Here is a 13695-nt window from a genome sequence, read left to right on the forward strand (position 1 = left end):
TCAAACGAGGACATGCTACACTATTTACCTGCCGCAAAAACAGGAGTTTTCTACGAAAGACCTGACAAATCGACACCGGAGATTCCTACTTAGTCTTGAACACCATGAACAAACATTCCATACAACAACGAGGAAAAATCGCTTCGCTTGGCACCATTCCCTTTATATCGCCTTGCAGCATTTTTGACTCCCGCAGGTACAGCGGCGAGTTCCATTATGATGTGATTCTCCATAATCACATGTCAGCTCCTCACCTGGCTTGATGTCCCTTAAGGCATAAAATTCCGCAAGGTTTCGAAATATCCGAATGAAGGTATTGGGGCTGCACGAATGATTCATGTGTCGAAACCCATTCCCGTGTCGTGACCCATCAATCGCCTTGCCATTATTCAATTCGACAATCGCAATGTGCTTGAGATGTTTCGCCCGCCTCCTGGCTTCGCGGATACTAATTAACTCACCTGCAAATTCACCGATTTTTCTTCGCCCTTGCAACTTCGCCTTTGCAAAAAGTCCTTTGCCATCGATTCGACTAGGTCTAGTTTCTGCTAATATGCTTAGATTGACCGTATTCATGCCAAAGAACAATTCGACTTTTTTTTAACGCATCTGGCCAAGCCAAGACTTTGACTGAATCCGCCTTTTAGGAAGAGCTGTTTGAACGAAGGGGTGAATTTGCACTTTGGTAAGAGTTCCCGAACCCTTGGGATTCAGCAGGGGGTCGAAGGGAACCCAAAGCGCTGGGCCAAGGCAAGAATGGTTTTGGTTATTTTGCCGAAACAAAAGGACGTCCTACTCCTCATCCTTAAAAATATCCTCCAGCTTTTGTTGCAACCTCTCTTGGGTCACTGGCTTCACGAGGTAGCCATCTGCTCCAGCCAATATTGCCTCGAGAATATGCTCCTTATCATCGTTGGCTGTGACCATGAGAACTCTCATGTGTTTCAGGGCAGCATCGGCCTTGGCGGATTTAAGCAATTCCAATCCATCCATTTTTGGCATATGCCAGTCAGCTAACAACAGGTCAAAGGCTTGGCCCTGTAACTGTTCCTTCGCCTCCTGTCCATTCGCGACCGCCACAACGTTGGAAATCCCTAATTTGTCCAAGAGCCGCACGACGAGTTTTCGCCCGTCCGGATGATCCTCGGCGACAAGGATGGATTTGTTGGCATATTTTTTCATGTTACGTGCACCCATTGTTGATGAAAAATGAATCGGTCAACTCTGCAGTCCAAACGTACTATTCGGACCGTAATGGTACTGCAGATACTCATAAATTTCCAGAAATACTCAGGATGAAAAATCACAATCCCTTGGATTTCCACACATGATGCCCCTATCGAGTGGTCACATCTCCTAATGGGGTATCGAAAGCCCGACCCCCCCCTGACACCTCCCCCATGGGGTTTGCACATTGGCCGGAGAATGCTTGAACACCGAAGAGGTCGCAAGGCGACTGCCCCAAGTATCGCTTGACACCGGAAATTTGCTAGACTACACCTAAACTGGCAGAGAGATTCCCCTCCAACCTTCGAGGTAGTCATGATACCCTTTCGTTCAGCCACAACGACCAGCGGTCGGAATATGGCTGGTGCCCGTGCGCTCTGGCGGGCGACCGGCATGAAAGATGAAGATTTTCAAAAACCCATCATTGCCGTGGCGAATTCCTTTACGCAATTCGTCCCTGGGCATGTCCATCTGAAAGATCTTGGTCAACTCGTCGCTCGTGCAATTGAGAAGGCCGGCGGGGTGGCCAAAGAATTCAACACCATCGCCGTAGATGACGGCATCGCGATGGGCCATGATGGCATGCTCTATAGCCTCCCCTCGAGAGATCTGATAGCAGACTCTGTGGAATACATGGTGAATGCGCATTGTGCCGATGCCATGGTCTGCATTTCCAATTGCGACAAGATCACCCCCGGCATGCTGATGGCGGCCATGAGATTAAACATTCCCGTCATTTTTGTGACCGGCGGCCCCATGGAAGCTGGCAAAACCCGCCTGGCCAAGCACAAACTCGATCTCATCGATGCCATGGTGATTGCGGCAGACAACACAGCCTCGGAGGAAAAAGTCGCTGAGTTCGAACGAAGTGCCTGTCCCACCTGTGGCTCATGTTCCGGCATGTTTACGGCTAACTCCATGAACTGCTTGGCGGAAGCCATGGGGTTGGCCTTGCCAGGGAACGGGACCCTGCTCGCCACACATGCCGACCGTAAAGGTCTCTTTGAACAAGCAGGATCGAGGATTGTGGAACTCGCCCTACGCCATTACAAATCAGAAGATTACAGCATCTTGCCGCGCAGCATCGCGACCAAACAGGCGTTCGAAAATTGCATGGCCCTGGATATCGCCATGGGAGGTTCCACCAACACCATCCTCCATCTCTTGGCCATTGCCCGCGAAGCCTGCGTGGACTTTACCATGGACGACATTGACTACCTTTCCCGAAGGGTTCCACAACTCTGCAAAGTCGCACCGAATACGCAACAATATCATATTGAAGATGTGCACCGTGCCGGAGGCATCATGGGCATCCTCGGCGAATTAGACCGGGCCGGCATTCTGCATACCAAGGTTCCCACGATCCACAGCGCGACCCTGCAAGACGCCCTCGACAAATGGGACATCATGCGCAATCAGGATCCTGCCGTGGCGGAATTTTTCCGAGCTGGGCCAGCGGGCATACCCACTCAAGAAGCCTTTAGCCAGGCCACACGCTGGGAAACTCTGGATACCGACCGTGAAAACGGCTGCATCCATTCCGCGGAACATGCCTTCAGTCGTGAAGGAGGCTTGGCTGTCCTCAAGGGCAATATCGCCGAAGACGGGTGTGTGGTCAAAACAGCCGGGGTGGACGAATCTATTCTGGTCTTTACTGGTGAAGCCCATGTGACCGAATCCCAGGAAGAAGCCGTGGCGAATATCCTCGACGAAAAAATCAAAGCTGGAGACGTGATCATTGTCCGTTACGAAGGTCCACGTGGGGGGCCGGGGATGCAAGAAATGCTCTACCCAACCTCCTATATCAAATCCAAAGGCCTGGGGAAAGCTGTTGCGCTCATCACGGATGGCCGATTTTCTGGAGGCACTTCAGGGTTATCCATCGGGCATGTTTCTCCCGAAGCTGCCGCGGGCGGAGCGATTGGATTAGTCCAAAATGGAGATCGCATAACGATTGATATTCCTAACCGTAGCATCAACGTGCTGGTCGAGGATAGCGTGTTGCAAGCCCGTCGCAAGGAACAAGATCAAAAAGGTTGGAAACCAGACAAGGAACGTCCTCGAAAAATCAGTACCGCTTTAAAAATCTATGCTGCTTTCGTGTGTAGTGCCGATAAAGGCGCGGTGCGGGATCTCTCAAAAATTGATTAACGTGATGTTCCGATCTACTCTACGAGGTCCTTTTGTTTCGGCAAAAGTGACGCGTCATGTCAGGGCGAAACCCTCCTAAAAATAGAGGCCAAAATCTTTCCAAACAAAACAAACCCACCACATGGTGTGATTTCTCATAAAAAAGGCGGAGAGGTTTATCACCTCCCCGCCTTTTCCAAGAGTCTGGACCTTCTGTTTATTCTTGACCAGTCAACTTTACATTTTCCTTAAACCGCACAATCTGCACGGGTTTAAAGGCTCGATCTTTCTTTCCCAAGGCGGCACGCTGCTCAACCTCCTTCACAAATTCTTCGTCGCCATGGATAGGGGCATAGGTCAGCGTCACAATGACATCCATGGAAGGCGCATCTTTTGGGGTAGGAAACGTAAAATTTTCTACTCGTTTCTCTTCAGGAGTCAAGACATTCTCTTTCAAGACTTTGACGGCTTCAAAATCAAACACCGTGGGGTTTCCATCTTTATCGCCAAACACGCGTTCATAGTATCGCTGCTCGGTGTACACTTTTCGCAAATTTTTCCCAAGTATCGTGAGATCGATTTCCACTCGAGACCATCCAGGATGCGGCAAGGGCAAATTATGGGGCACTAAGCTTTGAATCGTGACCTTGACTTCAGATGTCTGCCCCTTGACTTCAGTCTCAACTTCCAATTTTACGGCATCAGCTCGAACTTTTCCGAATCGCCCAGGGAAGCTATGATTGGCGATTTTACGATTGCGTTCACCATTCGCCGATTCGCCAAACTCTTCAGGCATATGACACGACTGACAATTCTTCCCCGCCTTTTGTGTCTTGGATTCTTCCCAGGCCCCTAATAATTTCGGAAGTATCTTTTCAAAACCAGGTAAATTCTCATGGCAGGTCACGCAAAATTGCGATTGACTATATAAGGGAAGCTGCACAGACTGATGAGCCAAATTTTCTTCCGGATTTTTATAACTTCCAAACACCGTCCGATCTAATTGATAGGTCGGATGCGGAGGATGCTGATTCGGGTCCACCTCGCTGATGAGATGACATTGCGCACAACCCACTCCATCCAACTTGGGATCGCCAGATTCAATTTCTTTGATAAACACTCCAGCATGGTCTGGATATTCTAAGACGCTGGGTGCATGGCATCGAAAACACATGGAGCCTTCCTTATCGGAAGTCGTCGCACGATATCGTTCTAACGACACACGGAAGGGGGCACTGATGATGGACCGGGATTGAGCCGAGGCTTCCCATTCTTCAAACACCCGAAGGTGACACCGTTTGCACTTCTGTGAATGAGGAAAGGCTTTCTCCAGAGGTTTGTCAGGACTCTTTTTTGCCGCTAGGGTTTCTGCGTGAGGAAGTCCTAGAGCGAGGCTCGCCACCGCGATCACGACCGGGAGGCCAAGTATCCAACGTAAGGAAGGCAAAAGTTTTGGCATGAGGATGACCTCAACTCATCATGTTGGGATAAATGAACATGAAATTTTTGCGTGATTAAAAAGACTTGGTCCGAAACGTTAATAATCGTTCTGCGGCGTAATTGGTTATAATTTCTTTGGCTTTGTCTTTTTCTCGGTCACTTCCCAAGGTTGCCAGATAGCGATCAAGCAAGTCTGAATCAGGCTCAGGAATCAACGCATAACTCAGGGACGCTTCGACATAGCTTGGCGCTTGCCCTGGGTTCACTACAATTGAAAAAGGCACACGACGCGTAGTCCCACCATTAACCAGGGGATTGGGAATTGGACCACGAAGGATCTTATCAAAGGGCAACCCAAATCTCTCCTGCTGGGTTCCTAACACATGTCCTTCCGCATTTTTGACCGTCACGGTGACAAAAAACTGTTTTAATACCGGATCTCCACCCGGGAACATATGCGGCAGGCTACCATTACGCACCAGCACTTTTCCTTCTATCGCTTCATTGCCTTTTTGAACTTCAATATCAACACGAGGAAACCATTCGGCTTGCAGATTGCGATTGCTGAGCATAATTCCCGGAATCACTATCCCTTGGAACCAATGCCGTCCAATGGGCCGTGTCAGCGATCCTCGTTTTGAAGTCGAACTTCCCGTGGAACGCTCCATATGACAATCCTGACAAATCGTGCCTTGCAATATTTGTCCGGGCAATTCGGCCTGGGTCACGTCTTTGACCTTGCTAAAATGGCAGGAAGCGCAAAATTGAGCACCCTGATAGACATCAGCCTGTTTGGAAGGATGCACGAGATTGTCCTCGGCATTATCATAAGGACCGAACAAGACTTTCCCAGTGTTAATCTTAAACGCCGGGTAGTCGGTCGGATTCTCTTTCACAGAATCAATCATGTGACACGATGAACAACTGATCCCCTCGAGTCGACGTTGTTCCTTGGCCCTTCTTCCGCGTTGCTTTGGTTGTTCAGACATGACTTGGGCAATAAGGTTGCCCGTGTGTTGCGGAAAAGCCGTTACTGCCGGGGCATGACAAGCTAAACACCGCGTTTGTTCTTCACTGGTAGGATTCGTCTGCAGCCATAGACCCAGTACGGTCTTGAATACCGGAGACGTCAAAGCCGTTCCATGCAATAATGCCCCATCCACGCGACCAAATGTTTTCAGGTCTGGCGTTTGCTCACGCATCCCTTTCCATTCTTCATAATGCCGGTCATGACATTGCTTGCAGTGATCCGACGGCAGGAACACTTGTTCAATTTCATCAATCCAGGCATGGTCTTCGTGAGCAGCTTCCCCTGGATTTTGGGCAGCCCATGAGGACAAAGGAGAAACCATAATTCCTATAAAAACTGCGAAAACTCCAAGAGTCCTCATCCACAACGAAAAACTCGAATGCCCTGATTGTCGAAAAGATCGCATATTTTCGTCTATTCCTTTTGAATGCGAACCAGGTGAAAGTTGAGACCCCCACCAATTCCTTGATCATCGATATCAGCGGGCTCGTACGTCGCCACAGAAAAATTTTGGGTCGGCAAGGCTTTCTCTAGGGCCTTTCCGAGGTCTAAAATTGTGTGGATTTCCATGCCATCGACTTCCTTAATAATCGATTTGGACTTAATTCCTGCAAGATCAGCCGCGGTATTGCCAATAACCGCAAACACCACCACCCCTTCAGCCTTAAGCAATCCTAAAATTTTCCTGATCTCCTCATCCACCTCCCCAACGTCCACCCCAAATTCCTCGGCAAGAGCGAAGGCTCGATCTTCCGTCATTTCGGGTGCCCCTGCCAAAACCAGCCCAGGCACATTGAGTAATCCAAGACAAAGAAGGCCTACGAGAAATATCCGAAATCCTGGGCAAAGAAAGCCGGTGTGATTTTTTTGTAAAAAAGGAAGGGTAATCATGAATTCTGATTTTTTCCAATACCAATCTTTCCACATCAAAAATACTACAAGGCCTCCTTCTTGCTCTATCTTATCATGCTCATCATGATTTCTGTAGGGAAGGTGGTCCACCGACGGGATCGACGAGAAGTTGGAGCCATGAGGCCACGGCTTTCTGGCCATTCCGTTCCTTATATTCCCCATTCCATACGGCAAAGGATACCGCCTGCATTCTTCCAGGGATGAGCGTGGCTTCGTTTTCTTTATCATCACCTTGCTGAGTCAAAGGACGTTTCATCACAACCCGCCAAAACCCATTTTTCCATTCCGCTTGCCCCTTGATCGTTCCCTGACTGGACTTACTCGTCAGCGTACTAAACCCTCCTCCTATCAAATCTTCTACCGACGAGGGACGACGGGGAATCACTTCAAACCGCCTGATGCCGCCTTCTTGTCGTTTCCGTTCTTTTGCCCGTGCGGCCCGACGATCGACGTCACTTTGCCAATCCGCTTTCCAATGCCAAATATTCACATAGTGATCCAGTTGGCCCATGCAAAAAAAGGCTGGCGCATCTCCAAGTGGCAATGCCAACGCGGCACCATCGCGAAACACTCCTGGAGTGAGTTGCTCATTTTTGGTGGCATCCTGCCATTCAATGAGAAAGGAAATGTCTTGTCCATTATGAATGGAACGAACGGAGATAACCTTTGCGCTTGGTTCTGGCCAGACGGGGCGAGTGATAATCTGCCCACTCAGAGGGATCGGAATGGGAGCTAGGGATTCCCAATCCTTATCGGAAGGAAAAGAAGGAACCTCCCCTTCACGAAAGTGAGAACGGATGACAATGCCTTGGCTACTGACCACGGGAATCTCGAACCAACCCAAAACCATGGCCACCACAACAATGCCTAAACCCGTGGCCATTTGGAACCGCGTGATTTTTCCTCGAATCTTCACACCATACCTCTCAATGCTTGAGTCATGGGCATTATACCAAGCTTCAGTTTATTTTCAGTGAAGGAGTAGGAGATGTTTTAGAGACTGATAACGATATTTTACCAGAGTTTGACCCGACGGATTTTATTTTCATTCCGTTCACAAATATAGAGATAGCCTTGAGCATCTAGAGCCAATCCAGACGGAGCATTCACGACTGCATCAATGGCCTGGCTCCCATCTCCATGTTTCAATAGCCCCGTTTCTTCCTTCGCAACAAACCGAGCGGCTCCACAGCCGCCCATATTCTTATCATCGTACCCGCTATCTCCATTCCCTGCCACGGTGGTAATCATCCCTGTAGCAGGATCGACTTTGCGAATGCGGTGGTTCATGGAATCTGCGATATAGATATTTCCGTCAGGATCCACAATAGCCGCCTCCGGAACATTCAACATGGACATGACCGCCGGTTTATTATCGCCGTCGTAACCAAAACGGCATACGCCGGCAATCGTGGAAATCGTGCCGGTTTTCATATGAATTTTTCGTATCCGATTGGTCGCCTTATCCGTAAGATATAGGTCACCCTCTTGATCCACGGCAATGGCCACGATATCCCAGAGTTTGGCTTCCAGGGCCGGCTTTCCGTCATCAAGATAGACGGACAAATCCAGGTTGTCGGAACATTGGGGACGAAGCCATCCTTGATCATCACTAAAATCAATCCCAATGGCATCTCCGGAGAGGACGACAAGATTCTGTGCCGTGAGAGGGCTGATCCAATCTTCATCCATCCCAGTCCACGTTCCTGCAACGGTGGTCACCATTTCCGAGCGAGGATTGTATTTGCGTATACGATGTGCCTGAGTATCGGCAATGAATAAATTGTCATCTTTGTCAAAGGCAATAGCGCCAGGGTAGGTGAGATTCACTTCTAAGGCCGGCCCGTCACCATTATAGCCAGAGGGGCCCGCTCCAACGACGGTCGTGATAATATCTGTCTTATGGTCGACTTTTCGGATTCGATTACTTCCTGAATCACAAATATACAGGTCATTGTTGGAATCCACCGCGACGCTTAAGGGAAGGTACAGTCCAGCCTCACCACATGGTCCATAATCGCCGCTATAACAGGTCTCGCCAATTCCCGCATAGTTATGGATGCGTCCTGTCTCCAGATCCACTCGACGGATGCGATCCGATCCATTTTCGGCGATATAGAGCCAACGCTGTTCCTTATCGAGACAAATGTGATTGGGGAGTGGAATGCCAGCCTTGACGGCCCGCTTACCATCACCGGTGCTTCGGGATTTTCCATTCCCGGCAAAGGTTTCAATTTTGCCTACGATTGACTCGACCGCTTCTATGCTGGTTTCCATTGCTTACTCCTCACTCAACAGGCTGAGTTTCCCACAGCTTTAGACAAAATGAGCGCCAATTATGGCGCTCTCGCGTACGTTTTTAAGACCATCGACCGACCGCTTCGTGCAAAATGGCGGAATCCAAAGGACCCAATGCCATGAATCCGTTATTCTCAAACATCCTTCATCACGCAGAGTAGGCCATCATTTTATCGAGATGGTTGGACCGGTTCTGGCCTTGCGACTTGTTCAGATGGTACCGCCGCTTTCTCAGAAGCAGGTGCGATTTGCAATGCCACCTTATTTGGGTCCGGAGCCTGCCCCTGACCAGCCATGGGTGGATGAGCCTGTGTTTGCTCCGCAGCCTGGGCTTGAGCTTCGGCTTCAATGGCATCAGCTTCATGGACGGATTTTTTAAAGCCTTTGATGGCCTTTCCCACGCCCTCCCCCAATTGAGGCAACTTCCCTGCTCCAAATATGATCAGGACAATAATCAGAATCAACACCAGTTCTGTAATCCCTAAACTCCCAAACATGATAAGTCTCCTTTTGACGCTAGAACTATTAACTCGGATTCCCTTCCTTGGTCCTCTTGGCAAACCGCTGCTTTAATCGCTGCCTAGCCTCTTCCGCCTGTTCAAACATTTTACACTTTTCATACGTGTTAATAAGATTGTAGTACGCCAACGGTTCATCCGGACTATGATCGACAGCGTCTTCCATGACTTTGACGGCCATATCGGTCTTTTTCAAGGTAAAGGCAATATCCATCAATTTGAAGCTGGACTCTAAATGCGCTGGATCAAATTCCAACACTTTCATATAGGCTTGGACCGCCATGTCCAGGGTATTGAAATCCGAAATTTGCGGGTTATCCAATTGTTCATAGACCCCCGCCAAATTATACCAGGCAATGGGATCCTCCGGAGTCACTTCAATCAGTCGCTCAAAGTACTCCTTTGCCTTCATATATTCCTTTTTTTCGCTGAGAAGCCTCCCCAAATTGAATAAAGACAACACATCATATTTATTCAATTCCAGTGCTCGTTCGAACTGCTGACAGGCATCATCCATCATTCCCTTGGTTCCATAAATCGTCCCCAAGTTGGAATAATACATGGCCAGTGACCGGTCCATTTCAACTCTCAAGCCCTCTGCCATTTCAATGGCCTTTTTGACCTCAGTCAGCGCCTCATCCATTCGCCCTTTACCGAAATATAATTCCCCCAGGCGGCATCGAGCTTGAAAATCATCGGGCTCTTCGCTAAGCAGCTTCTCGAGTTCGGCGATTTCCTGATCCGGAGTTAGTTGCTCTTCTGATTGAGGCGCATCCTCCGCCCCCTGACTTTGTGCTTCCGTGACGACATCTTGCTGTTCCATTGTTCTCACAGTCCTCTCAGCGAATTTCACTTAATACCGGAGCCACCGGTGAGTACACCACGGGCTCTCCGATTTTGTCTCTTAATTTCCCTAAGGTGCCACGCTTATCCAGCGTCATCAGTATGAGACCGACCACCACCATCAAGGTTAAATGGGACAATTGCAGGGCATATCCCGCCATAAACATTAACCCGAGACCATACCCCGCTAAACGCCCAATCATCACTAATTTTATGACAGTATAGGCCCAACAGGTAAAGCCTGCCAAATACAAGGCAAAGGGCAAGTAAAATGTGTATCCCATCCCCATTTGAAATACCCACCCAATCCCCTGCCCCGCTTTTCTGGCCTCTTCAGCCAAGCCCGGGCTATACAAGGATAAAAAGAAATCAATATATAAAAAGGCAAGAAAGGTAACGCCACCACTTACCAAGAGAGTCATCGCCCATTTTCGCTGGGTTTTATTCTTGGAAAAAAACGAGGTACTTCCATAGGACCAAAGGACAAGGATACTGGCCAGCACCATAAAGGCTTCGCCGCCACGGCTAATTTCATGAACAAGAGGTGGCGCATCGAGGATCCCCAATAGACCATACGTCGTCGAAACCGTTTGATAATAGATCCACCCCAAAATTCCAAGGACAAAACACCCAATGGTAATCCGCTGATTCCACAGATGGTGGGACCTCCAGAATTCCGCCATAAGGATCATAAGTATTCCCAATGACACAGTATTATAGAGAACTGCCCCCAACATGGCTGGAGGAAACACTAAATACACCACGGTGAGAACCAAGAGAAGGGACACCGAGGGCAGTAAGAAGCGGTCAAAACTACCTGACCAAATAGAGGGTTTGAGCTTTTGAATAAGGAGAATAAATAACACGAGAAACAGCAGAATAGAGGTCACATTGAGCAGAAAAAACCCTAGAGAAGAAAGCGTTTTAAACGTTATGCGAACCGCCTCAGATTTCTCTGCCAGTTTGGCCATGTGCATGCCAAGCCGAGACGCCAATCGATAGAGCACTAACTCCAAAAAGGCGGACACCAAGAGAAATTTCAAGGCATATTCAAAGAGCAAACTTGGATTCCCTGAACGCCCCGAATCTTTTCCTGATGTCGTGACTCCCAAGACATCCATGTTACGCCTACTTGTCCTTTCGGGTCAGAGAAGCACCCTATTCCTAATACTCCCCACCATCAACATTCAGGAAACCGAAGAAAACTCCGCGGCATGCTGTTTTTTATGCCGCGCAATATAAAGGAGCCCATCGGCCATGGAATAGTTAAACGGCAACTCCACAACCACCTCGCTAATTTTTTCATAGACATATTGATATAACTTCTCTGCCTCTTCCGGAGTCATTCCCTCTTTGACCTCATAGAAAAATCCTAGGCTTAGGTCCTCCGCTGCCGGACGCATAATACGTTGAACTCCATACCCCCCGGGATCACTCATAATGGGAGCTTCTTTCTCGAGATCGAATAGGCAGGGCTGACAAGAAAACCCATACGAGGAATTCAAATTCGTGTTTTCCACGATAAAGTTCATAGTTTCCAATGCTTCTTCCTGGGTCTCCGTGGGGAAGCCGACAATGACATAGCAATGCACAGCAATGCCTAAGTCCACACAGTCCACGCAAATCCGCTGAACACTTTCTTGTGTAATACCCTTTTGCATGAAGTCCATCATGCGCTTGTTATATGTTTCGAGACCAAAGACGATTTTGTGACACCCCGCATCCCGCAATTGCGTCAACAACTCACGGGAAAGGTTTTTTTCAAACCGAAATTCTGCGGTCCACTGAATATCAAAATTGCGACTGGTGATTTCCTTGCACAACCGACGTGCGGGAGATAACGCGAGGCATTCGTCGGTAAAAAAGAAGAATGGCGTATCATATTTTTTCGATAAATATTGCAATTCATCCACAACTTTTACCGGATCTTTTTGTCTAAAATTTTGATGATCGAGAGTCAGAGCACAAAATGCACAGTCCTTGTAATAACAGCCTCGAGAAAACTGCACAGGCAACACCGTTTTGGGAGCCAAATATTGATTAAGCGGAAATCCGTCATAATTTGGGGCCGGGTGCTGTGCAAGATTTTCTGAATAAAACGGCTGATTGACGATCACCTTTCCCTCATGACGATAAATCAAATTTGGCACTTTGGCGAAATTCTTATGTCCCGCGAGTTGATTCACCAACTCGAGGAGAGCGGTCTCCCCCTCAAATACAATAAAATCATCCGTGAGCTGAAATAACCGTTCACAGCGTCGTAAATTATCTACTAAACGCGTAAAGATACTTCCACCGATGGTGACATGAATTTCGGGGTTAGCTTCTTTGATCAGACGAGAGAGGGTGAGACCAGGAATAATTTGAGAAGTGGCCGTAATGGAAATACCAACAAGGTCCGGCTGGTCGTCAAGAATGGATTGAAGAAAGTACTGCCGATAGAGTTCAATATAAGGATTCTGTTCTTCATCCTTCACCGCTTTAACAATATCACGTGAGGAATAAATTGAATAACTCAGTTGGTTATCGACGACCGTCAATCGGGTGGGGAAATAGATCGACGAAACCACTTCCAACCAACGATCAATGAGAAACAGACATTCACGATATCGATTGATATCATAAAACTCTTCACATCGCAGAGAGGCTTTTGCAGGCTCGATTTCGTCAATTAAATGGGGAAATCGATCCAAGGCTTCCACAACCTTGGCATAGTGTTCATCGCTGCCGGGTCCAAATTCGCCCTCCCTGGTTTTCTCTAATTGCTTCAGTTTATCAACCAACCGTTCATAGACCAACAACCCATAGGTACGGGTCAGGATGGTATCCAGCATTTCAATATTAAGATCTCGTTGCCTTTTTTCGGTAATCCCGGCTTGATCAAGAAAGGCAGTTAAACAGGGGAGGCTTAAGTACGGTTGAGAAGGGTGCCAACTTGGTGGAAACAACAGCGATACTTTCACAGGGGTCCCCTCAAAAAACAATTCGGTCGTAAAAAATTATTGCTTATGTTTTCACTTCAATCTTCAGCTTAAACTGAAAAATCAGTTGAAAATCAAAGGATAATCCTCTCTTCCTCTGTTTCTTATACACGCCCATTGGATTCCAACGCAACCTTACCAAAAAAGGGTTACTGTGGTGAAATATGGATGAAACCTAAAAGAAAAATGGTTCAATATTTCCAAAATTTTCTTTCCAGTCAAGGACAATTCCGAGAGAGATTTCGCTATTTTTATAAAGAGCAAAAAATATAGTAAAACCCATTACCAAGGTTTTTTGTTCCGGGAATTAAATGAA

Annotated in this window: 12 protein-coding genes; 1 reads left to right on the forward strand and 11 read right to left on the reverse strand. The window is 48.0% G+C overall.

What is annotated here, in order from left to right:
* Positions 1–162: 162 nt before the first annotated feature.
* Together PPG34_RS17455 and PPG34_RS17460 are read right to left on the reverse strand one after the other, a co-directional pair.
* Positions 163–576: an SET domain-containing protein gene (locus tag PPG34_RS17455; RefSeq protein WP_313834728.1), complete on the reverse strand. Its 414-nt coding sequence runs from the start codon at positions 574–576 to the stop codon at positions 163–165.
* Between the two features lie 216 nt (positions 577–792).
* Positions 793–1182, reverse strand: coding sequence for a response regulator (locus PPG34_RS17460; RefSeq protein ID WP_313834729.1), 390 nt, complete (start codon positions 1180–1182; stop codon positions 793–795).
* Between the two features lie 360 nt (positions 1183–1542).
* Here PPG34_RS17460 and ilvD point away from each other — a divergent pair, with 360 nt between their 5' ends.
* Positions 1543–3378 (forward strand): dihydroxy-acid dehydratase, encoded by a 1836-nt coding sequence (ilvD, locus tag PPG34_RS17465; protein ID WP_313834730.1) that lies wholly within the window; start codon positions 1543–1545, stop codon positions 3376–3378.
* Positions 3379–3574: 196 nt separating this feature from the next.
* On the opposite strand, the gene PPG34_RS17470 is transcribed toward ilvD, so the two are convergent.
* The 9 genes from PPG34_RS17470 to PPG34_RS17510 all read right to left on the reverse strand — a co-directional run bounded on the left by PPG34_RS17470 (position 3575) and on the right by PPG34_RS17510 (position 13361).
* A complete protein-coding gene (locus PPG34_RS17470) occupies positions 3575–4816 on the reverse strand; it encodes a multiheme c-type cytochrome (RefSeq protein WP_313834731.1) in 1242 nt (413 codons plus the stop codon).
* Between the two features lie 55 nt (positions 4817–4871).
* Positions 4872–6149: a hypothetical protein gene (locus tag PPG34_RS17475; RefSeq protein WP_313834732.1), complete on the reverse strand. Its 1278-nt coding sequence runs from the start codon at positions 6147–6149 to the stop codon at positions 4872–4874.
* A gap of 92 nt (positions 6150–6241) precedes the next feature.
* A complete protein-coding gene (locus PPG34_RS17480) occupies positions 6242–6757 on the reverse strand; it encodes a PDZ domain-containing protein (RefSeq protein ID WP_313834733.1) in 516 nt (171 codons plus the stop codon).
* Between the two features lie 43 nt (positions 6758–6800).
* Entirely contained in the window at positions 6801–7655 is an 855-nt protein-coding gene (locus PPG34_RS17485) for an ethylbenzene dehydrogenase-related protein (protein WP_313834734.1), read from the reverse strand.
* Positions 7656–7753: 98 nt separating this feature from the next.
* Positions 7754–9016, reverse strand: coding sequence for an NHL repeat-containing protein (locus PPG34_RS17490; RefSeq protein ID WP_313834735.1), 1263 nt, complete (start codon positions 9014–9016; stop codon positions 7754–7756).
* Positions 9017–9207: 191 nt separating this feature from the next.
* Positions 9208–9534 (reverse strand): twin-arginine translocase TatA/TatE family subunit, encoded by a 327-nt coding sequence (gene tatA / locus PPG34_RS17495; protein WP_313834736.1) that lies wholly within the window; start codon positions 9532–9534, stop codon positions 9208–9210.
* 28 nt (positions 9535–9562) lie between these two features.
* Positions 9563–10378 (reverse strand): tetratricopeptide repeat protein, encoded by an 816-nt coding sequence (locus tag PPG34_RS17500; protein ID WP_313834737.1) that lies wholly within the window; start codon positions 10376–10378, stop codon positions 9563–9565.
* A 16-nt stretch (positions 10379–10394) separates the two neighbouring features.
* Positions 10395–11519, reverse strand: coding sequence for a hypothetical protein (locus PPG34_RS17505; RefSeq protein ID WP_313834738.1), 1125 nt, complete (start codon positions 11517–11519; stop codon positions 10395–10397).
* 66 nt (positions 11520–11585) lie between these two features.
* Positions 11586–13361 (reverse strand): B12-binding domain-containing radical SAM protein, encoded by a 1776-nt coding sequence (locus tag PPG34_RS17510; protein ID WP_313834739.1) that lies wholly within the window; start codon positions 13359–13361, stop codon positions 11586–11588.
* Positions 13362–13695: the final 334 nt, after the last annotated feature.

The sequence above is a fragment of the Candidatus Nitronereus thalassa genome (genome assembly GCF_032191465.1).
GTDB lineage: Bacteria > Nitrospirota > Nitrospiria > Nitrospirales > UBA8639 > Nitronereus > Nitronereus thalassa.

Bases quoted from the DNA above. Each gene is read 5' to 3' on its own strand.
- ilvD (WP_313834730.1), top strand. From the start codon at position 1,543: ATGATACCCTTTCGTTCAGCCACAACGACCAGCGGTCGGAATATGGCT.
- PPG34_RS17460 (WP_313834729.1), bottom strand. From the start codon at position 1,182: ATGAAAAAATATGCCAACAAATCCATCCTTGTCGCCGAGGATCATCCG.
- PPG34_RS17470 (WP_313834731.1), bottom strand. From the start codon at position 4,816: ATGCCAAAACTTTTGCCTTCCTTACGTTGGATACTTGGCCTCCCGGTC.
- PPG34_RS17500 (WP_313834737.1), bottom strand. From the start codon at position 10,378: ATGGAACAGCAAGATGTCGTCACGGAAGCACAAAGTCAGGGGGCGGAG.
- PPG34_RS17455 (WP_313834728.1), bottom strand. From the start codon at position 576: ATGAATACGGTCAATCTAAGCATATTAGCAGAAACTAGACCTAGTCGA.
- PPG34_RS17505 (WP_313834738.1), bottom strand. From the start codon at position 11,519: ATGGATGTCTTGGGAGTCACGACATCAGGAAAAGATTCGGGGCGTTCA.
- PPG34_RS17490 (WP_313834735.1), bottom strand. From the start codon at position 9,016: ATGGAAACCAGCATAGAAGCGGTCGAGTCAATCGTAGGCAAAATTGAA.
- tatA (WP_313834736.1), bottom strand. From the start codon at position 9,534: ATGTTTGGGAGTTTAGGGATTACAGAACTGGTGTTGATTCTGATTATT.
- PPG34_RS17475 (WP_313834732.1), bottom strand. From the start codon at position 6,149: ATGGTTTCTCCTTTGTCCTCATGGGCTGCCCAAAATCCAGGGGAAGCT.